The sequence below is a fragment of the Janthinobacterium sp. GW460-12-1-14-LB5 genome (genome assembly GCF_059423585.1).
This window is the reverse complement of the sequence record NZ_JBWKYD010000002.1, coordinates 252381-273300: the sequence shown is the minus strand read 5'-3', so window position 1 is coordinate 273300 and position 20920 is coordinate 252381. Positions and strand designations below refer to the sequence as shown.

General features: G+C 63.4%; 18 protein-coding genes. 9 read left to right on the top strand and 9 right to left on the bottom strand.

What is annotated here, in order from left to right:
* Positions 1-57 precede the first annotated feature (57 nt).
* Both AC07X6_RS02935 and AC07X6_RS02930 read right to left on the bottom strand, forming a co-directional pair.
* Positions 58-3156 (bottom strand): efflux RND transporter permease subunit, encoded by a 3099-nt coding sequence (locus tag AC07X6_RS02935; RefSeq protein ID WP_494790054.1) that lies wholly within the window; start codon positions 3154-3156, stop codon positions 58-60.
* Positions 3153-4316 (bottom strand): efflux RND transporter periplasmic adaptor subunit, encoded by a 1164-nt coding sequence (locus AC07X6_RS02930; protein ID WP_494790053.1) that lies wholly within the window; start codon positions 4314-4316, stop codon positions 3153-3155. Before AC07X6_RS02930 ends, AC07X6_RS02935 begins: the two co-directional genes overlap by 4 nt.
* 253 nt (positions 4317-4569) lie before the next feature.
* Here AC07X6_RS02930 and hpnC point away from each other — a divergent pair, with 253 nt between their 5' ends.
* From hpnC to AC07X6_RS02900, 6 genes are all read left to right on the top strand, one after another.
* The gene (gene hpnC / locus AC07X6_RS02925) at positions 4570-5451 is read left to right on the top strand and encodes a squalene synthase HpnC (RefSeq protein ID WP_474291057.1); all 882 of its coding nucleotides are present in this window, start codon (positions 4570-4572) and stop codon (positions 5449-5451) included.
* 46 nt (positions 5452-5497) lie between these two features.
* Entirely contained in the window at positions 5498-6331 is an 834-nt protein-coding gene (gene hpnD / locus AC07X6_RS02920; protein WP_139092815.1) for a presqualene diphosphate synthase HpnD, read from the top strand.
* Positions 6332-6338: 7 nt separating this feature from the next.
* Positions 6339-7709, top strand: coding sequence for a hydroxysqualene dehydroxylase HpnE (gene hpnE / locus AC07X6_RS02915; RefSeq protein ID WP_494790052.1), 1371 nt, complete (start codon positions 6339-6341; stop codon positions 7707-7709).
* 125 nt (positions 7710-7834) lie between these two features.
* A complete protein-coding gene (locus AC07X6_RS02910; RefSeq protein WP_230538144.1) occupies positions 7835-7990 on the top strand; it encodes a hypothetical protein in 156 nt (51 codons plus the stop codon).
* Positions 7991-8014: 24 nt separating this feature from the next.
* Positions 8015-8797, top strand: a complete 783-nt coding sequence (locus AC07X6_RS02905; RefSeq protein ID WP_494790051.1) for a DUF1700 domain-containing protein — start codon at positions 8015-8017, stop codon at positions 8795-8797.
* Positions 8798-8807: 10 nt separating this feature from the next.
* On the top strand, positions 8808-9614 hold the full coding sequence (locus tag AC07X6_RS02900) for a head GIN domain-containing protein (protein WP_494790050.1): 807 nt from the start codon (positions 8808-8810) through the stop codon (positions 9612-9614).
* A gap of 168 nt (positions 9615-9782) precedes the next feature.
* Here the strand turns inward: AC07X6_RS02900 and AC07X6_RS02895 are convergent, their stop codons facing one another.
* A complete protein-coding gene (locus tag AC07X6_RS02895; RefSeq protein ID WP_494790049.1) occupies positions 9783-11024 on the bottom strand; it encodes a TIGR03862 family flavoprotein in 1242 nt (413 codons plus the stop codon).
* A gap of 154 nt (positions 11025-11178) precedes the next feature.
* Between AC07X6_RS02895 and AC07X6_RS02890 the strand changes: the two genes are divergently transcribed.
* Complete coding sequence (locus tag AC07X6_RS02890) at positions 11179-11412, top strand: hypothetical protein (RefSeq protein ID WP_077403942.1); 234 nt, start codon at positions 11179-11181, stop codon at positions 11410-11412.
* A 47-nt stretch (positions 11413-11459) separates the two neighbouring features.
* Here AC07X6_RS02890 and moaD read toward each other — a convergent pair whose 3' ends face one another.
* Genes moaD through thrC form a run of 3 tightly spaced genes read right to left on the bottom strand, consistent with a single transcriptional unit; the run spans position 11460 to position 14459 of the window.
* Complete coding sequence (gene moaD, locus AC07X6_RS02885) at positions 11460-11726, bottom strand: molybdopterin converting factor subunit 1 (protein ID WP_474291051.1); 267 nt, start codon at positions 11724-11726, stop codon at positions 11460-11462.
* Between the two features lie 10 nt (positions 11727-11736).
* Positions 11737-12963 (bottom strand): molybdopterin molybdotransferase MoeA, encoded by a 1227-nt coding sequence (locus AC07X6_RS02880; RefSeq protein WP_494790048.1) that lies wholly within the window; start codon positions 12961-12963, stop codon positions 11737-11739.
* Positions 12963-14459, bottom strand: a complete 1497-nt coding sequence (gene thrC / locus AC07X6_RS02875) for a threonine synthase (RefSeq protein ID WP_494790047.1) — start codon at positions 14457-14459, stop codon at positions 12963-12965. The genes AC07X6_RS02880 and thrC overlap by 1 nt, the downstream gene beginning before the upstream one ends.
* A gap of 237 nt (positions 14460-14696) precedes the next feature.
* Here thrC and AC07X6_RS02870 point away from each other — a divergent pair, with 237 nt between their 5' ends.
* Together AC07X6_RS02870 and AC07X6_RS02865 are read left to right on the top strand one after the other, a co-directional pair.
* Positions 14697-16169: a hypothetical protein gene (locus tag AC07X6_RS02870; protein ID WP_494790046.1), complete on the top strand. Its 1473-nt coding sequence runs from the start codon at positions 14697-14699 to the stop codon at positions 16167-16169.
* A gap of 94 nt (positions 16170-16263) precedes the next feature.
* The gene (locus tag AC07X6_RS02865; protein ID WP_494790045.1) at positions 16264-17004 is read left to right on the top strand and encodes an AAA family ATPase; all 741 of its coding nucleotides are present in this window, start codon (positions 16264-16266) and stop codon (positions 17002-17004) included.
* 166 nt (positions 17005-17170) lie between these two features.
* Here the strand turns inward: AC07X6_RS02865 and AC07X6_RS02860 are convergent, their stop codons facing one another.
* Genes AC07X6_RS02860 through kbl form a run of 3 tightly spaced genes read right to left on the bottom strand, consistent with a single transcriptional unit; the run spans position 17171 to position 20844 of the window.
* Positions 17171-18583 carry an L-serine ammonia-lyase gene (locus AC07X6_RS02860; protein WP_230538156.1) on the bottom strand — a complete coding sequence of 471 codons (1413 nt, stop codon included), beginning with the start codon at positions 18581-18583 and terminating at the stop codon, positions 17171-17173.
* A gap of 48 nt (positions 18584-18631) precedes the next feature.
* Positions 18632-19597 carry an NAD-dependent epimerase/dehydratase family protein gene (locus AC07X6_RS02855; RefSeq protein WP_494790044.1) on the bottom strand — a complete coding sequence of 322 codons (966 nt, stop codon included), beginning with the start codon at positions 19595-19597 and terminating at the stop codon, positions 18632-18634.
* Between the two features lie 20 nt (positions 19598-19617).
* Positions 19618-20844, bottom strand: coding sequence for a glycine C-acetyltransferase (gene kbl / locus AC07X6_RS02850; RefSeq protein ID WP_070218655.1), 1227 nt, complete (start codon positions 20842-20844; stop codon positions 19618-19620).
* Positions 20845-20920 lie beyond the last annotated feature (76 nt).

Below are 20920 nucleotides of genomic sequence, written 5' to 3'. Positions count from 1 at the left end.
TACTGGATTTCCCAGAGGAATGCCGCCTTTTTTATGACTGCACCTTGGCGCTGGCTCCTAGCCTTCTTTTGCAGTCACCGGCTCCGGCTTCCTGACCCGGAACCAGGCCGCATACAGGGCCGGCAGGAACAGCAGGGTCAAGGCCGTCGCCAGGATCAGGCCGCCCATGATGGCGACGGCCATCGGGCCCCAGAAAACCGAACGCGACAGCGGGATCATGGCCAGCGCGGCGGCTGCCGCCGTCAGCACGATGGGGCGGCAGCGGCGCACGGCCGAGTCGATGATGGCGTCCCACGGCGTGGAGCCATCCTTGATGTCTTGCTCGATCTGGTCGACGAGGATAACGGAATTGCGGATGATCATGCCGAACAGCGCGATGACGCCCAGGTTGGCCACGAAGCCCAGCGGACGGTGCAGCAGCAGCAAGGCAAACGCGGCGCCCGCCACGCCCAGCGGCCCCGTCAGGAACACCAGCAGCGAACGCGAGAAACTGTGCAGCTGCAGCATCAGCAAGGTGAAGATGATGAAGATGGCCAGCGGCAAGTTCGCCGCGATCGACGCTTCCGCCTCGCCGCTGTCGGCCGCCACGCCTTTCACGGTGATGCGGTAGCCGTCCGGCATTTTGGCCCGCAAGGCGTCAAGCTGCGGCGCCAGTTGCGTCGATACGGTGGCGCCCTGGATGCCGTCGACCACGTCCGATTGCACGGTAATGGCCCATTCGCGCTTGTCGCGCCAGACGACGCCCGGTTCCCACACAAAATGCACGCGGGCCAGCTGCGAGATGGGCACGGACTTGCCCGTTGACGTCGGGATATTCGTGTCGTTCAGCACGGAAATCGTCGCCCGCTCCTCCAGCGGCTGGCGCACCTGGATATCGATCAGCTTGTTGTCTTCGCGGAACTGGCCGATGACGGTGCCCGACAGTATCGTATTGGCCGCCTGCATCACCGTTTTCGAGGTGACGCCCAGCGCGCGCATCTTGTCCTGGTCCAGGTCCAGGCGCAGCACTTTCACCGATTCATTCCAGTTGTCATTGACGCCCACGGTGTTCGGATTGGCCCGCAGGATATCCTTGACCTGGTCGGCAATGGCGCGCACACCCGCCACTTCCGGCCCCGTGACGCGAAATTGCACGGGATACGGCACCGGTGGTCCGTTCGGCAACAGTTTTACCCTGCCCCGCACTTCCGGGAAATCCTTCTTGAAGACGTCGATGATCTTCTGGCGCAGCTGCTCGCGGTCCGCCAGGCTCTTCGGCAGGATCACCACTTGCGACACGTTGGTCTGCGGAAAGATCTGGTCCAGCGGCAAATAGAAACGGGGACTGCCCGTGCCCACATAGCTGGTCACGCTTTCCACGCCGTCGAGCTTGCCGACGAACGCCTCGAACTTCTTGACCTGCTTTTCATTCGCGGCGAACGTCGTGCCTTCGGGCGACCACAGTTCCACCATCAGTTCCGGACGGCTGGAATCGGGAAAGAATTGCTTTTCAATAAAGTTAAAGCCATAGATACCGAGCGCGAAGATGGCCAGGGTGGCGGCAATCGTCGTCTTGCGCCATTCCACGCACCAGGCCACGGTGCGGCGGAAGCGGCGGAAGTTCGGCGTATCGAACAATTCATGGTCGTTATGCGCGTGCGGCTTGACCTTCAACAAGACGTAGCCGATGTAGGGCGTGAAGACGACGGCCACCACCCACGAAATGATCAGGGCCAGCGCATTGACGGAGAACAGGGAAAACGTGTATTCGCCGGCGGCCGACTTGGCCAGGCCGATGGGCAAGAAGCCGGCCACCGTGATCAGGGTGCCCGTCAGCATGGGCATGGCCGTCGACGTGTAGGCGAACGTGGCCGCGTCAAAGCGCGAGAAGCCCTCTTCCATCTTGCGCACCATCATCTCGACGGCAATGATGGCGTCGTCGACCAGCAAGCCCAGGGCAATGATCAGGGCGCCGAGCGAAATCTTGTGCAAGTCGATGTCAAGCAGGCGCATGCACAGGAAGGTGACGGCCAGCACCAGCGGGATGGTCAGCGCCACCACCAGGCCGGGACGCACGTCGATGCGCAGCGGCTTCGTGTGCAAGCCCAGCGCGACAAAGCTGACGGCCAGCACGATCAGGATGGCTTCGATCAGGGTATGCACGAACTCGCCCACGGACGCGGACACGGCTTCCGGCTGGTTCGACACGCGCTGCAGCTCTATGCCGACCGGCAATTCGCTCTTCATGCGCGTCACCGTTGCCTGCAAGGCCTTGCCCATGTCGATGATGTTGCCGCCCTTTTCCATCGATACGCCCAGGCCGATCACTTCCTTGCCGTTGAAGCGCATCTTGTCCTTCGGCGGATCGACGAATTCACGTTTCACGGTGGCAAAGTCGCCGAGGCGGAAAGTGGTGCCGTTGGCGCGCAATTCCAGATTTTCCAGGTCCTTGACGGTCAGCATGGCGCCCGTCACGCGCACCTGCAGGTTGTCCGTCGGCGTCACCAGCACGCCCGTGGCGTTGATGCTGTTTTGCTCGGACAATTGCTGCACGATGGCATCGAAAGGAATGCCCAACTGGGCGAATTTCTTGTGCGAAAAGATGATATTGATCTTTTCATCTTGCACGCCGAACAGTTCCACCTTCGATACCTGCCCAACAGAAAGTAATTCCTGGCGCACCTTGTCCGCGTAATCCTTCATTTCCGCGTAGGTAAAACCGTCGCCGGACAGGGCGAAGATGGAACCGTAGGTGTCGCCGAACTCGTCATTGAAGAACGGGCCCACGACGCCGGCCGGCAAGGTACCCTTGATGTCGCCGATCTTCTTGCGCACCTGATACCAGGCGGCAGCCGTTTCCTTGGGCGGCGCCGATTCGCGCAGCTCCAGCAGGATCAAGGTTTCGCCGGGCTTCGAATAACTGGTGATTTCGTCGATGTACGGCGTTTCCTGCAGCTTCTTTTCCAGCTTGTCCGTCACCTGCTCGGCCATCTGCAAGGCCGTGGCGCCTGGCCAGTAGGCTTGCAGCACCATGGCGCGGAAGGTGAACGGGGGATCTTCATCCTGGCCCAGGCTGGCATAGCTGAGCATGCCGCCGATCAGCAGCACGGCCATCAGGTAGCGCGTCAGCGGGATGTGTTCGAGGGCCCAGCGCGACAGATTGAAGCCGCCCTTCATTTGGCCGCACCCACGCTGACAGGGGCAGCGGCGACATCCGGCTTGCTGGCCAGTCCGGCGCCGAGGATGGTCACTTTCTGGCCTGGCTTGAGCAGGTTGACGCCGGCCGTGACCACGGTCTGGCCCGCTTTCACGCCCGAGGTCAGCAGCAGTTCATTGCCCGCCACGCCGCCCACCGTCACCGGCACCAGCTTCACGGCGCCGTTTTCCACCACCCACACGGAGCTTTGCGATTTTTCGTTGAACAGGGCCGTCAGCGGCACTTTGATCTGCGGCGTGGCCGTTTGCGAGGCGAACTGCACCACGGCCGTCATGCCCAGGCGTGCCTGCGGCGCGTCCGGGATGCTGACCTTGGCCAGGTAGGTGCGCGTGGCGGCATCGGCCACGGGCGACACTTCGCGTATCTTGCCCGGCAAGCCCTGCTTCGGATCGGCCCACAGGCGCACGGTGACATCCTTGACCTTGCGCAAGGTCTCGACCTTGTCTTCGGGAATGCCGATCACGATTTCCTTCTCGCCGCTTTTGGCCACCTGCACCACGGGCGCGCCTGGCGCCACCACCTGCCCCACTTCGGCCTCGATGCGCGTGACGACGCCATCGACGTCAGCCACCAAGCTGGCATAGCCGGACTGGTTGGCCTGGCCACGGTACAGGGCTTGCGCCGCTTCCACGTTCGCCTGGGCCGCCTTGTAGGTGGCATCCTTGCCATCGAGCACGGCCTGGCTGACGAAATTCTTCTCGCGCAAATCCTGGTAGCGCTTCAGTTCCGCGCGCGCCAGGTCGCGGCTCGTTTCCGCGCTCACCAGCGACGCCTTGGCCTGCGCCTGCGACAGCTGCAAGTCGGCGGGATCGAGCTGCATCAGCACTTGCCCCTTTGTCACGCTGGCGCCCACGTCAACCTTGCGCGCGACGATCTTGCCGCCCACGCGGAAACCCAGCTGCGACACGACGCGGGGCACGACCTCGCCCGCCAGCTCGGCACTCACGTCGACATTACTGCTAGACAACACAATCGCGCGCACGGGGCGCACGTCTTCCACTTTGACGGCAGGCTTGGAACAGGCCGCCAGGGTCAGCGCCAGGGCGGCGGCAGCAATCAGCCGCAGGGCGGGCAGTGCAGGTGCGCCGGTCTCGCGGCGCAGGGTTTTCAGGGCAAACAAGGTATTTTCCTTTACTATGCGGGCTGTAATATTTTTATGCGGAGAAACTTTTTGCTTGCCCTTTGGGCCAAGCCAAACTTTTTCGCACGCGATATCCTTAAATTTGTGACAATATCAGCTTGGTCATGGCGGGGAACGATTTCCCGCTAATGACTTTCTGGTTATTAATTATAATCGTGCGTAAAAGTTTTTAGTGACTTTTGCGTCATTAATCTCGAGATTAAAAAACTGCAAGACTAAAGAAGCGTGTTCAATGCCTGTAGACCATTACGAAAATTTTCCTGTAGCATCATTTTTACTGCCGCGCCGCCTGGTGCCCGCCGTCGAAGCCATCTATGCCTTCGCCCGCAGTGCCGACGATCTGGCCGATGAAGGCGACGCCACGCCGGCCGAACGCCTGGCCGCCTTGCACGCCTACGAAGAGGCACTGGGCCGCATCGCCCGCGAGGAAGGCCATGCCGGCGAGAACGCCGCCATGTTCGAACGCCTGGCCGCCGTCATCGCCCGGTTCCAGTTGCCGCTGAAGCCCTTCCACGATCTGTTGTCGGCCTTCAAACAGGATGTGGAAACGACGCGCTACGCCAGCTATGACGACGTGCTCGATTACTGCGCCCGCTCCGCCAACCCCGTGGGACTGCTGATGCTGCACCTGTACGGCGCGGCTGATGAACAGAATGTACGCGATTCCGATGCGATATGTTCAGCCTTGCAATTAATTAATTTCTTGCAAGACGTCGCCATCGACCAGCAAAAGGAACGCATCTACCTGCCGATGGAAGACCTGAGCCGCTTTGCCGTCTCCGCCGCCGCTTTCGAGCGGCCCGAAGCGCACGGCAAGTGGAGCGCCCTGATGCGCTTCGAAGTGGCCCGCACGCGCGCCCTGATGCTGTCCGGCGCGCCGCTGGCCCTGCGTTTGCGGGGACGCATCGGCTGGGAACTGCGTTTGGTGGTACAAGGGGGCCTGCGCATCCTGGAAGCCATTGAAGCCGTCAATTACGACGTGTTCCGGCGCCGTCCCAAGCTGGAAAAACGCGACTGGCTGATCATTTTCTGGCGCGCCCTGCGCATGTCGCGCAAAAGCCTGCATCAAGAGACGCAAGTAAAAACGGCTTTTCCCCCGTCGCCCACTCTGTAAGACGATAGAATAGCGGCTTCGATCTGCAACCCTTGCTCTTTTGACTATGTCTCCCGACGAATACTGCCAACAAAAGGCCGCCCAGAGCGGCTCCAGCTTCTACTACAGCTTTCTGTTCCTGCCGGCCGAACGCCGCAAGGCTATCACGGCCCTGTATGCGTTTTGCCGCGAAGTCGATGACACGGTCGATGAATGCACGGACGAAGCCGTGGCACGCACCAAGCTGGTGTGGTGGCGCAAGGAAGTCAAGGCCATGTACGAGGGCAACCCCACGCATCCCGTGATGCGCGCGCTGCAGCCGCACCTCGATATTTATAAACTGGAAGAAAAACATTTGCAGGCCATCATCGACGGCATGGAAATGGACTTGAACCAGACCCGCTACCTCGATTACCAGGCCATGAGCCGCTATTGCTGGCATGTGGCCAGCGTGGTGGGCATCTTGTCGGCCAGCATCTTTGGCGCGACCCGTCCGGAAACCCTGCTGTACGCGGAAAAGCTGGGCCATGCCTTCCAGCTGACCAACATCATCCGCGACGTGGGCGAAGATGCGCGCAAGGGGCGCATCTACCTGCCGATCAGCGAGTTGCAGCAATTTAACGTGACGGCAGCCGATTTGCTGAACGCGCGCCACAGCGAAAACTTTGAAAACCTCATGCGCTTTCAGGTGGCGCGCGCGCAAAAGGCGTATGACGAAGCGTTCGCCCTGCTGCCGGCCGAAGACCGCCGCGCCCAGCGCCCGGGCCTGATCATGGCCGCCATCTACCGCACCCTGCTCAATGAAGTCGAGCGCGACGGCTACCACGTGCTGAAGCAGCGCATCTCGCTCACGCCGATCCGCAAACTGTGGCTGGCGTGGAAGACCTGGGTCCGTGGCTGATATTCGCGTGAAGCAACGCTACGCCGTCATCGGCGCCGGCTGGGCCGGCTGCGCGGCGGCCATGGAACTGGCGCGCGCCGGCCACTCGGTGAGCGTCTTCGAAGCGGCGCGCACCCTGGGCGGCCGCGCGCGCCGTGTCGAACGGGAAAATACTGTGCTCGACAACGGCCAGCACATCTTGCTGGGCGCGTACACGGAAACCTTGCGCCTGATCAAGCTCGCGGGCCAAGACCCTGCCGAACTGATCCTCACCGTGCCCCTGCAGATGCGCTATCCGGTGAACTCAGGCGGCATGGATTTCATCGCGCCGCGCCTGCCCGCGCCGTTGCACCTGGCATGGGCCCTGCTGCGCGCCAAAGGTCTACAAGGCGCCGACAAGCTGGCCCTGCTGCGATTTTCCACCGCCATGCGATGGATGGGCTGGCAGTTGTACCACGATTGCACGGTAACCGAATTGCTGCAGCGCTTCGACCAGACGGATACCTTGAACCGGCTGATGTGGCACCCGCTGTGCCTGGCCGCACTGAACACGCCGCCCGAGCGGGCCTCGGCCCGCGTCTTCATCAACGTGCTGCGCGACAGCCTGGGCGCCAGCCGCCGCCGCGCCTCGGACATGCTGGTCCCGAAGGCGGACCTCTCCGCCCTGCTGCCCGACGCGGCCGCCCGCTATGTGGAACGGCATGGCGGAGAAGTCCGCACGGGCGCCAAGGTGGCTGCCTTGCACGCCCTGCCCGATGGCCGCTGGCGGCTTGATGACGGCGTCGATGACGGGGACAGCTTTGACGCCGTCATCGTGGCCACCTCGTCCGTGCAGGCAGCGAGCCTGCTGCATGCCGTGCAGGACGCGCGCCTGGCCGATGCCATTGCCCGCATGCAGGCGTTCACGCCGGAAGCCATCAGCACCTGCTATCTGCAATACGACGCCGGCGTGCGCCTGGACTTGCCGTTTTACGCGCTCGTCGATGCGCCGGAGCAACAGCACTGGGGCCAGTTCGTCTTCGACCGGGGCCAGCTCGACAGCAAGCAGGCAGGCTTGCTGGCCGTCGTCATCAGCGCCTCCGGTCCTGCCGCCGAGCAAGGCCACGGGCCGCTGGCGCAGGCGATTGCCGCGCAGCTGGCGCAGGTGCTGCAGCGCCCTGAATTGGCGCAACCCGTCTGGACCCAGTTGATCACGGAAAAGCGCGCCACCTTTGCCTGCACGCCGGATTTGCTGCGCCCCGGCAATGCCAGCGGCATGCCGGGCCTGTTGCTGGCCGGCGACTACACGGCCAATGAGGACCGGACGCAAGACTATCCGGCCACCATCGAGGCAGCCGTGCGCAGCGGCGTGGCGGCCGCCAGGGCCGTCACCACGGCCAAGGCGGCAAAACAGACTTGACGGTGCATCCTCCCCTGGTGTCGCTGGTCCCCGCGAAATTGCATTCTGTCGCACCGTGCTGGTGCGTTCACGTGCGCTTGGGTACAGTCCGATCATCGACAACGGCCATGCCACAGAGGAATACCATGCACACCACCTTGCACTTGAAAAACAGCTTGAAAGCCCTGGCGCTGCTGGCGGGTGTGGTGCTGGCCACCCTGGCCGTCATTCACGGACAACAGGCGCCACAAGCGCCATTGATGCTGAGCCAGGCAAGCATGCTGCTGCCGGCGCTGGGCTAAGCGGCGCGCAGGAACAGGAAGAATATGATGAACAAGCAAGATTATCTCGAGGCGCTGCGGCGCGCGCTGGTGGGCTTGCCGCCGGACCTGGTGGCCAAGACGCTCGATTACTACGAACAGACCTTCATCGAAGGCGCGGCGGCCGGCCGCAGCGAGCACGAGATCGCCGAGGACCTGGGTGACCCGAAAAAAATCGCCCTCACCTTGCGCAGCAGCACCCACCGCCAGGCTTTCGAACAAAAGAAAACCCCCGTCAACCTGCTGCGCCTGCTCGTCTCGCTGGTGGGCCTGGCCATCTTCAACCTGTTCATGGTCGTGCCTGCCGCCGTCTACGCGGCTCTGCTGGCCACCCTGTATGCCGTCGGCCTGAGCTTTTACCTGGCCGGCATCGCCATCACGGCCAGCGGCTTGTCCGGCGCCAACGAACTGGTGCTCGACGGCCCCCTGCGCCACGTCTTCATCCATGACGACGATGGCGGCGATGGGGGCGAGCGGCGCGAAACGCGCATCACCATCGGCGACACGGGCATCGAAGTCGACCACCTGCCCGGCCCCGTCAAAACCGAACCCGAGGCGCCGAGCGCTTCCTCGCGCGTGATGGAGCGGGCCGAAGCGCTGGCCGGTGGCGGCATCCGCATCTCCACCGACATGGACCGCGATGCGCGCACCACGCAAACCGTCTTCGGCGTGGGCATGCTGCTCGGCGGCATCGCCATCTTCCTGCTCAGTCTGGTGGTAACGCGCTATACCTTGATCGGCGTCAAGCGCTACATCGCCATGAATGTCTCCCTCCTCAAAGGTCACTAGAAAGGCTGCCATGAAACGCTTACTCAAAGTCGGCCTGTCCATGCTCCTGCTGGCCCTGGTCCTGATCGCCATGTCGTATGCGGCGCTGCGCGCCAAGGGGATCAGTAATCCCAGCAGTGCTGCCGGCCGCGCCGTGCGCAGCGAAACGCGCCCGATCTCCGCCGACATCACCAGCATCGACCTGGCCGGCCCCATCGACCTGGTGCTGCGCCGCGGCGCCACGCCGTCGCTGAAAGTGAGCGGCGAGCAGCGTCTGCTGTCGAACGTCGACACGACGGCCGATGGCACGACCCTGCATATCGGCCCGAAAGGCATGCTGTTCCACCATCGCCAGCCGCTGCAGGTGGAACTGGTGCTGCCAGCCCTCACGCGGCTGGAAGTGCACGGCAATGGCGACAGCAGGATCACGGGCTTTTCCGGCGACAGCTTTATACTGGAATTGACGGGCTCGGGCGACGTCAGTTTTACGGGACGCTACAAGCAGGTGCAAGCGACCGTCAACGGCAGTGGCGACCTCGACATCAATGCCGGCAACAGCGACAGCGTGGTGCTGGAAATGGTGGGTTCCGGACGCATCGCCGCCAGCGGCAACACGAAATTCCTGCGTGCCGACCTGAGCGGCTCGGGCGACATCGATGCCGAACACCTGGCGGCAGACAAGGCCAGCGTCAGCCTGCAAGGCTCGGGCGAGAGCACCGTCTTCGTGCGCGACGCCAGCAACCTGACCTTGCGCGGCAGCGGCGACATCCACGTGCACGGCAACCCGCGCCAGCGCGAGACCCAGAAAAGCGGGTCGGGCGACATCATCTGGCATTAATGATGACGCAGTTCACAATCTACTGCGCGGCGCGAATTGCGGCTGGCGATGCTCGCTGCCTCGGCGGCCCCGTACTCAGTACAGCTGCGCTTCTCAGCCACAACTCGGGGCCGCTCGCTACGATTGTGAACTGCGTCGTGGCGCTAACGATCAAATGCTGTTGTAATTTCAAAAATTCCCTTCCAGCCAACTGACGGCCTGCTCGCCGGCCGCCTTGCCTTGCGCCAGGCAGGCCGTCAGCAGGTAGCCGCCCGTCGGCGCTTCCCAGTCCAGCATTTCACCGGCCACGAACACGCCCGGCATGGCGCGCAGCATGCTGCCGTCGATGCCATCAAAATCCACGCCGCCGGCGCTGCTGATGGCTTCATCGATGGGACGCGGGCGCTTGAGCGTGACGGGCAGCAGCTTGATGGCGGCCGCCAGTCTGGCCTCGTCGGCAAAGTCGGCGGCGCTCAGGCATTCGCGCAGCAGGCCCGATTTCACGCCTTTTATTCCCAGCCGGCTATTCAGGTGGCTGGACATGGAGCGGGCGCCGCGCGGGCGCGTCACTTCCGCGAACACGCGCTCATGGCTGTGGTCGGGCGCCAGGTCCAGCCAGATGGTGGCGTGGCCGTCGCGCGCGATCTGCTCGCGCAAGGCGGCCGACAAGGCATAGATCAGGCTGCCCTCGACGCCGCCCGCCGTGATGACGAACTGGCCCTGGCGCTTGATCATGCAGTCGTCGATGTCGCGCGCCGAAATGGCCACGGTCGTCAGCGGTTCGCCCGCATGGCGGCTGCTGAAATGCGCGCTCCAGTCCACGTCGAAGCCGCAATTGGCCGGCGCCAAAGGTGCCACGGCCACGCCCTGCCCTTGCAGCAGCGGCACCCAGGCGCCATCGGAACCGAGCCGCGCCCAGCTGCCGCCGCCAAGGGCCAGGATCACGGCGTCGAAGGCGCGCAGGCGTTCGCCGTCCGGCGTGGCAAACGCCAGCTGGCCGTCCTGCCAGCCCGTCCAGCGGTGGCGCATGTGAAATTGCACGCCCGCTTCGCGCAGGCGGTGCAGCCAGGCGCGCAGCAACGGCGCCGCCTTCATATCGGTGGGGAAGACGCGGTTCGAGGAACCGACGAAGGTGTCGACGCCCAGGCCGTGCACCCAGTCGCGCACCTTTTGCGGGCCGAACTGGTCCAGCGCCGGTTTCACGCTGTGCGCCTGCCGGCCGTAGCGCGAGACGAAAGCCTGGTAGCCTTCCGCGTGCGTGATATTCATGCCGCCGCGCCCCGCCAGCAGGAATTTGCGGCCGACGGACGGCATGGCGTCGAACAGCTCCACCCTGGCTCCCTGCTCGCTGGCCGCCTGGGCGGCCATCAGGCCGGCGGGGCCGCCGCCGATGACGGCGATGTGGAAGGGAGAAAGGCTGGAATGGGTCATGGCATGCTGGAAGACGGTGAAAACCCCGGCATTTTAGTCGAGATAAGGCCAGCGGATGGCAAGAATGCCGAAAAATGATGCATACTGCGCGGACATGCTGCAGCGATCGGCACTTTGACTTCACGCGACAACGCGACGACAAGAGGAGAAACACATGGGCGCAGGATTCTGGATTTCCCGTTATTTGCTGGCCAGCTCGATCTTATTCATCATCCTGACGGTGGTCGAGTACAGCAAGGGCACCACCAGCCAGGCCGACATCCTCAGCGCGCTGGCCTGGTCGCTGGTGGCATCGGCCATCTTCATCGGTTCGAAATACTGGCGCTACAAGAAGGCCATCGCCTGCGCCACGTGCAGCGGAGACAAACCGAAAACCAGGTCTTCATGAAAAAACGGCCACTTCGATGAAGTGGCCGTCTCATTTGGCAAGCGGGATCAGCCGCCCGTCACGGGCGGGAAGAACGCCACTTCGTCGCCTTCGCCGATGGCGGTATCGGCATCGCACATCACCTGATTATGCGCCATGCGCAGCGCGCGGCCCTGCGCCAGCGCATGTTCCCAGTTGCCGCCGCGGGCGATCAGCAGGGTTCTCACCTGGCCCACCGTCAGCCGTGGAGCGGCCGCTTCGTCCACCTCCAGTACCTCCTGGCCCGTGCCCACCAGCTCGCGCACGCTGGCAAAAAATCGCAGATTGATCTTCATCAAGACTTCCTTAGTACAGCAATTCGTTAAACGGGATAAAGCGCAGCATGTCGCCGCGCGCGATCGACAGCCCCGGCGGGCAATCGATCAAGCCGTCGCCCCACACGGTGGACGTCAGCACGCCCGAACTCTGGTTGGCGAACAGTTCCAGCTCGCCGTCATCGTTCACTTTGGCGCGCAGGAACTCGTTGCGCTTGTCCGCCTTCAGGCGCTCGAACGCGGCCGGCAGCTTGTAGCTGCGCGGCGCCAGGCTGCCCGCCACGCCCTGCAGGCGCAGGATGAACGGGCGCACGAACAGCAAAAAGGTGACGAAGCTGGAGACGGGATTGCCGGGCAAGCCGATAAAGAAGGCGTCCCGCACTTCGCCGAAGGCCAGGGGTTTGCCCGGCTTGACGGCGATCTGCCACATGTTCAGCCGCCCTTCCGCTTCCACGGCCGGCTTGATATGGTCTTCCTCGCCCACGGACACGCCGCCCGAGGTGATGATCAGGTCATTGCCCTGCGCCGCCTGGCGCAGCACGGCGCGCGTCGCTTCCAGGCTGTCAGGCACGATGCCCAGGTCCGTGATCTCGCAACCGAGATTTTCCAGCAGGCCGCGCAAGGTAAAACGGTTCGAGTTGTAGACGGCGCCCGGCGCCAAAGGCTCACCGGGCATGGCCAGTTCGTCGCCAGTGAAGAACACGGCCACGCGCAGCTTGCGCAGCACGGGCAGCCGCGCCAGGCCCACGGAGGCGGCCAGGCCCATTTCCTGGCTGCGCAGGCGCCGGCCCGCGCCGAGGATTTCGCCGCCGGCGCGGATATCCTCGCCCTGGCGGCGCACCCATTCGCCCGCGTGCGGCACGTGATTGACCGTCACCACGCCGTCAAGCAAGGTGCACTGCTCCTGCATCACGACGCAATCGGCGCCGTCCGGAATCAGCGCGCCCGTGAAGATGCGCGCCGCCGTCCCCGGCTGCAGGGGCTGGCCCACGTGGCCGGCCGCGATGCGCTGCGACACGGGCAGGCTGGCCGCGCCGCTGGCGCAATCGCTGGCGCGCACGGCATAGCCATCCATCTGCGTGTTGTCGCGCTCGGGCACGTTCAGGGTCGACGTTTGCGCGGCCGCCAGCACGCGGCCGTTGGCGCGCATGGTGTCAATGTGCTCCACTTCGGCCACCGGACGCGCCGCGCCCAGCATGAAGGCTTGCGCCTCGGCCACCGACAGCATGGGTTTACGTACAGTGCTGGCGTCCGTCATCACAATCCCGTATTGGCGGCGATATACGCCTTCATTTTTTCCACGTCCGTGCCCATCACAACGAACTTTTGCGGCAAGTCTTCGATGTTTTCGAAGCCGGCCGGGCGCTCGGCGTCCACGCCCAGCGCTTCGAGGATGGTTTCATTGAACTTGGCCGCCAGCGCCGTTTCCAGCACGATCATCGGCACGTTCGGCTCCAGGTGCTCGCGCGCCACCTTGATGCCGTCCGCCGTGTGCGTGTCGATGGTGATGCCGTAGTCGTCGGCCACGTCGCGGATGGTGTCGAGGCGGTCCTGGTGCGTGGACTTGCCCGACTTGAAGCCGTATTTGGCCACCAGCTTGAACTCGTCGCCGTCGCTGCCCGGCTTGCCGGACAAATCGAAGCCGCCATGCGTTTCCACTTTCGTGAACAGGGCGCGCACGCGGTCGCTGTCGCGGCCCACGAGGTCGTAGACGAAGCGCTCGAAGTTCGACGCTTTCGAAATATCCATCGACGGGCTGCTCGTGTGGTAGGTTTCGGCCGACTTGCGCACGCGGTAGACGCCCGTGCGGAAGAATTCGTCGAGCACGTCGTTTTCATTCGTCGCGGCCACCAGTTTCGAAATCGGCAAGCCCATCATGCGGGCGATATGGCCGGCGCAGATATTGCCAAAGTTGCCAGACGGCACCGTGAACGACACTTTTTGCTCGTTGCTGGTGGTGGCCGCCAGGTAGCCGCGGAAGTAATACACGACCTGCGCCACGACGCGCGCCCAGTTGATGGAATTGACGGTGCCGATCTTCTGTTGCGCCTTGAACGGCAAGTCGTTCGACACGGCCTTGACCATATCCTGGCAATCGTCGAACACGCCTTCGACGGCGATGTTGTAGATGTTCGGGTCTTGCAGGCTGAACATCTGCGCCGTCTGGAAGGCGCTCATTTTCTTGTGCGGCGACAACATGAAGACGCGGATGCCCTTCTTGCCGCGCATCGCGTATTCGGCCGCGCTGCCCGTGTCGCCCGACGTGGCGCCGAAGATATTGAGTTCGGCGTCGTGCTTGGCCAGCGTGTATTCGAACAGGTTGCCCAGCAGCTGCATGGCCATGTCCTTGAAGGCCAGGGTCGGGCCGTTCGACAGCGCCTGCAGCATCAGGGTGGTCGATCCGCCCTTGACGACGTTTTCTTCGAGCACGCGCAGCGGCGTGATGTCGGCCGCGTTTTCGCCGGCGCGGGCGTTCTTGTAGACTGCCTTGGTATAGGTTTTCGCCGTCAATGCCTTCAGGTCCGCGGCCGGGATATCGGTGGCGAACTTCTTCAGGATTTCGCAGGCCAGGTCGGCATACGACAATGTGCGCCAGGCGTTGAGCTCGGCACCAGTGACTTGCGGGTAGTGTTCAGGGAGGTACAGTCCGCCATCGGGGGCCAGGCCGCCCAGGAGGATGTCGGAAAATTGCTGCAAAGATGCTTGTTGCGATTGCGATGGCGCTTTATCAGCGCGGGTAGACACGTAATGCATAGATTTGAAGAGTCCAGTTGAGCTGAGTGCGGTTGATCATGAATGGCAGCGGATATTATAGTGCGAGGCGGCGCCCAAGGCGAATCCGTCGCGTTCGCCCGGGCGTCAGCCGTCCGGCGCGAGGGGCGTCTGTTGTCAAACGACACACCTTGTCGCACGGCAACTGTATCATGGCCGCTTTCCAGACTAGCGGGGCACGCCAGCCCGCCCACGACGACCATGCCACAGCCATGCCACATGAAACGCGACGATTTTCTCAAGCAGGACGATGTGCGGGACTTTATCGACTGGCTGGCGGCCGCATTGCCAGACAGGCCCTTTCACCTGAAGATGGCGCGCAGCCGCTTCGTGCCGGGCGGCCTGGACGTGCAGGCGACGGGCCTGGAAGCGGTGCTGGGCCACTACGTGTGGAGCACGCGCTGGACCGATGCGCAAGGCAAGGCTGTCGTCTCGGGCAACTGGCAGGAAACGCGCGCCTCGCTGGGCCTGCTGCGCAACTGGCTGAAGACCGCCATCGCGCACGGCGATGAAGACCAGGCGCTGGCGGCCTGCCTGGCCGTCCTCGAATGGGGCGGCGTGCGCGGCGCCATCGTCTTCCTCAAGCGCCTGCACGCGCAAGGCCGCCTGGTCGCCTACTTCAGGCGCCTGGCGCCCTTGATGGCACTCGACTCGGACGCCTCGCTGGACGCGCTCGACACGGACAGCGTGGAACGCTTCGACGCGGGCCTGACCAAGATCCACGCCCTGCTTGACGACAGCGGCTCGCCCATCTACGACACCCGCGTGGGCGCCGCCATGGCCATGCTGTACGCGCAATACCGCAGCCAGGCAGGCAAGAAGCTGGCAAGAAAACACTGGCTGGCCTTCCCCTCGGGCGCCGCGCGCGGCAAGCAGATCCGCAATCCCAAGGGTATCGACAGCGGCTTTGCCGGCGCACCGCAATTCTTCGGCAGGGCCGTGTCGTGCCAGGACTGGGCGCAATGGCAAGTCAAGCTGGGCTGGATCCTGCGCGCCGTGCTGGAACGCTGCGACTGGTTCAAGGCGGACGGCGCCGACATGGCCGCCCGCTGCCATGCCTTCGAAGCGTGTCTGTTCATGCTCGGGTATGACTTGCGGTGTTTTGCAGAGGCAGAGGCAACTGCGGAAGCCGCTATGGCAAAAGAAAGGGTTGCAAAGGACGGCGTGCCGCAAAGGGGCTGGGTGCCGACTGGCTGCTCATTCAAGAACGTCCTTCCTCTATACGCGCAATTCCGGCGGGGACAGGAAGAAGATGATCTTGCCACCTTCGCCAAGTGGTACGCCATGACCCAGAACACACCCCTGCAAACGGCCAGGGCCTACTGCTTCCCGTATACCAAAAGCGAATTCGATCTGTTTGGCAGCAGTGAAGAACGGCTGAGCACCATTGTCCAAGGTGGAAAAGAAGGACTGTATGCGGCAGTGGGGAGCACGGAAGCATATGCGGAAGACGCCGAGCGCGAGCGAATCTGCCTGGTCGACGCCCTGCTGGTCGGACGCACGGCGGACATGCGGCCCCCGGTGCGCACCGCATGGCTGCTGCAAAAAGGCTATGCGGGAACGAAAAATGCTGTCAACACCCTGATGACGGTCGGACGCCAGGTCGGCCGTCATTTCGGCCTGCTGGACGGGAAATATCGTCCTACCGCCTTCTACCACGAATACTTCGGCGATTGCATGCGCGAGTCCTAAGTCAAAAAATCAGGCGCCCGTGCTGGCGCGTGCGCCCGATTTGCGCCACACTGGTGTTTGTCGGCCCGCCTGCGGGTCATTCATGGAAGCGGTCATGTCGCTGAGTAAAAAACCGTATCTGCAAAGCGCTGCGTTGCGCGCTGACGCCGTCGTCGACCTCGACCACTATCCGTTCACCATTCCCGCCATCCGCGACTTCGTGCACATGGATTTCCACCGCGACGTGACGTTTTTCGTGGGCGAGAACGGCAGCGGCAAGTCGACCATGCTCGAAGCGCTGGCCGTGGGGCTGGGCTTCGGCAAGGATGGCGGCACGCGCAACGTGCGCATCGCCCTGCCCTCGGACGAGGAATCGGGATTGCACGCACACTTGCGCCTGAGCAAGAGCTACAAGAAGCCGGACGACAGTTATTTTTTGCGTGCCGAGAGCTTTTTCAACGTCGCCACCTACATGGACGACATGCCCGAATACCTGGCCAGCTACGGCGGCAAGTCGCTGCACGCGCAATCGCACGGCGAAGCGTTCATGGCGACCCTGATCAACAAGCTGCGCGGCAAGGGCTTATATCTGCTGGACGAACCCGAGGCGGCCCTGTCGCCGAGCCGCCAGCTGGCGGCATTATCGGTGATCCACCAGCTGGTGCAGGACGATTCGCAGCTGATCATCGCCACCCACTCGCCGATTCTGCTCGCCTACCCGAACGCGAAAATCCTGATGTTCACGGGCGGCGGCATCCATGAAGTGGCGTATGAAGACACGGAACACTACGCCGTGACGCGCGATTTTTTGAATAACTACCCGAGGCGGCTGGAGCAGTTGTTTGAGGAAGATTAAGGAAAACTAAGGCGATTCCGCCTTTATCAGCGCCCGGGACGTAACGGCGGCGCGAGAAACCGTAGCGAGCAAGCCCGATATCGCGTTGAGTAGCGCAGCTGTACCAGGGTACAGCGAGCAACGCCGACGCGAGAGTGGGCTGCGCAGTAGGTTTATCGCGTCGCCATCAGCAAGCTGCGTGATTGACGGTAATCACGTGGACAGCCAGGCCGCCCAGCGACGTTTCCTTGTACTTGTCCTGCATGTCCGCGCCCGTCTGGCGCATGGTTTCGATGACTTCGTCAAGGCTGACGAAGTGCGTGCCGTCGCCCTTCAGCGCCAGCGAGGCGGCCGTAATGGCTTTCACGGCACCCATGCCGTTGCGCTCGATGCAGGGGATCTGCACCAGGCCGCCGATGGGGTCGCAGGTCATGCCCAGGTGATGTTCGATGCCGATTTCAGCCGCGTTCTCGATCTGCTCGTTCGTGCCGCCCAGGGCCGCCACCAGACCAGCCGCCGCCATGGCGCAGGCCACGCCCACTTCGCCCTGGCAACCCACTTCCGCGCCCGAGATCGAGGCATTGCGTTTGCACAACATGCCGATGGCCGCTGCCGTCAGCATGAAGCGGCGCACGCCGCCGACCGGGTCGCTGGGGCGGCAATCCTGCGCATAGTAGCGCAGCACGGCCGGGATGATGCCCGCGGCGCCGTTGGTCGGCGCCGTCACCACGCGCCCGCCGGCCGCGTTTTCCTCGTTGACGGCCATCGCGTACAGGCTGACCAGATGCACGGCGTCGTGCGGCAAGTCGTTGGCGCGGTTGTCGGATGCTTTCGCTTCCTGCGCCAGGCGCCACAATTTCGCGGCGCGGCGCTTCACGTTCAAGCCGCCCGGCAGGTTGCCCGTCGTTTCCAGGCCGTGCGCGATACAGTCGCGCATGACGTGCCAGATGCGGTCCAGGCCTTCATCGAGTTCCGTCTCGCTGCGCTTGACGCATTCGTTGGCGCGCAGCATTTCCGGGATCGACAGGCCGCTTTCCACGCCGTGCGCCAGCAGTTGCTCCATGGTATCGAATGGGAAGACGACGCGAGCAGCAGCGGCCGATTCCACGGCCGCTTCGGCCTGGGTCTCAGCTTGCACTTCGCCCGCTTCGCGGATAAAACCGCCGCCGATCGAGTAATACACCTTGTCAGCACGGCTGCCGTCCGCCAGTTTCAGCGTAAAGCGCATGCCGTTCGGGTGCTCGGGCAAAGACTCGCTCTTGTGCCAGATCAAGCCCGTGGCCGCCGTAAACGGCACCACATGCGTGCCCAGCAGCGCGATCTCGCCGGCCGCCTCGATGGCGGCCAGCTTGCTGTCGACGGCATCGGGCGCCACGTCTTGCGGCGTTTCGCCCATCAGGCCCAGAATGACGGCCTTGTCCGTGGCATGGCCCACGCCCGTCAGCGCCAGCGAGCCATACAGGGCCGCCTCGACGCCCACCACCTGGTCCAGCGGACCGTATTCGACCAGAAAACGCCGCGCCGCCGCCATCGGCCCCACCGTGTGGGAACTCGACGGCCCGATGCCGATTTTAAACAGGTCGAATACGCTCATGTCCATATGGTGTCTCTTTATATTAGTATGTTTTTATGAATGCCGGTACAGGACTCAGGCCGCCTTGGCCGCCTGCCCCGCATCGACATTGGCCAGCATGTCCGTGACCATCTGCTCGACGCCGATCCGCGCCTTCCAGCCCCAGTCCGCGCTTGCCTTGCTGTCGTCCAGGCTTTGCGGCCAGCTGTCGGCGATGGCCTGGCGGCTATCCGGCTTGTAGCTGATCTTGAAGTCCGGCACCATGTGCACGATGGCTTTCGCCAGCTGCTCGGGGTTGAACGACACGCCGGCCACATTGTAGGACGAACGGATCTTGATCTGCGACACGGGAGCGTCCATCAGTTCGATGGTGGCGCGGATGGCGTCGGGCATGTAGATCATCGGCAGGGTGGTGTTCGCATCGAGGAAGCAGTCATAGCGCTCGCCGCGCAAGGCCGCATGGAAGATGGCGATGGCGTAATCGGTGGTGCCGCCGCCCGGAGGCGACTTGTAGCTGATGATGCCCGGGTAGCGGATGCTGCGCACGTCCACGCCATACTTGTTGAAATAGTATTCGCACAGGCGCTCGCCGGCCAGTTTGCTGATGCCGTACATCGACGTCGGGTCCATCACCGTCATTTGCGGCGTGTTCACCTGCGGCGTGTTCGGGCCGAAGGCGGCGATCGACGATGGCCAGAAGATGCGCAGCGGTTTGCCCGCCTCGCCGCGCTCGCGCGCCAGTTCCAGGATATTCAGCAAGCCATCCATGTTCAGGCTCCACGCCTTCAACGGCGCCGCTTCGCCCGTGGCCGACAGCATGGCCGCCAGCTGGTACACCTGGGTGATGTTCTCGTCGGCGATGATCTTCGCCAGGCCGTCCTTGTCCAGCACATTCAATTGCGCATAGCGCTTGGCCTGGTACAGATTGTTCGTGCCGATGTCGCTGGCGATGACGTTGTCCGCGCCGTGCTGCTGCGCCAGCGCGCCCACCAGTTCACTACCGATTTGGCCGTTTGCGCCAATGACTAAGATGCGTTCCATGCTATTTTCCTGAATTCTTGTTAGTTGGTCGTGGTAGTGGTGGTCAGCAGACCGAGTTCCTTGCCGGCCTGCTCGAAGGCGGCCAGCACCTGCACCAGCTGCTCGCGGGTGTGGGCGGCGGACAGCTGCACGCGGACCCTGGCCTGACCCATCGGCACGACCGGGTAGAAGAAGCCCGTCACCAGCACGCCCAGTTCATACAGGCGGGCGGCGAATTTCTGCGCCACGGGGGCGTCGAACAGCATCACGGGAACCACCGGATGCGTGCCCGGCTTGATGGTGAAGCCGATGCGCTCGATCTCGCTGCGGAAGAAGGCCGTGTTGTCATGCAGGCGGTCGCGCAGTTCCGTCGACTTGGCCAGGCGTTCCAATACCGACAGCGAAGCGCCGGCGATCGATGGCGCCAGCGTGTTCGAGAACAGGTAGGGGCGCGATTTCTGGCGCAGGGTGTCGATGACTTCCTTGCGCGCCGACGTAAAGCCGCCCATGGCGCCGCCCAGGGCCTTGCCCAGCGTGCCCGTGATGATGTCGATGCGGCCCATCACATTGTGGTGTTCGTGCGTGCCGCGGCCCGTCGCGCCCATGAAGCCGGAAGCGTGGCATTCGTCGATCATCACCAGCGCGCCATATTTGTCGGCCAGGTCGCAGATCTTGTCGAGTTGCGCGATCGTGCCATCCATCGAGAACACGCCGTCCGTGACGATGACCTTGTGGCGCTTGCCGGCGGCAATCGCCGCCTGCAGCTGCACTTCCAGGTCGGCCATGTCGTTGTGCGCATAGCGGTAGCGGCCAGCCTTGCACAGGCGGATGCCGTCGATGATGGAGGCGTGATTCAGCGCGTCGGAGATGATGGCGTCGTTTTCATCGAACAGCGGTTCGAACACGCCGCCGTTGGCGTCGAAGGCGGCCGCGTACAAAATCGTGTCTTCGGTGCCCAGGAAGGCGGAAATGGCCTGTTCCAGTTCTTTATGCACGGTTTGCGTGCCGCAGATGAAGCGCACGGACGACAGGCCGTAGCCGTATTTTTGCGTGGCGGCAATAGACGCTTCCTGCGTCTGCAGGTCGCCGGACAGGCCCAGGTAGTTGTTTGCACACATATTGATCAGGGTACGGCCATCGTCGCACACCACTTCGGCGCCCTGGCGCGAGGCGATCACGCGCTCGGGCTTGTACAAGCCTTGCTGGCGCAGTTGATCGAGATTCTGTTGCAGACCGCTGAAAAAGGTGTTCTTCGCTTGCTCGCTCATGATATTCCTTGTGTCCCTGATGTATGCGTGTGGTGTGCGTGTGGTTTCAGCCGCCATAGGGAAAAAGCCGCCGCTT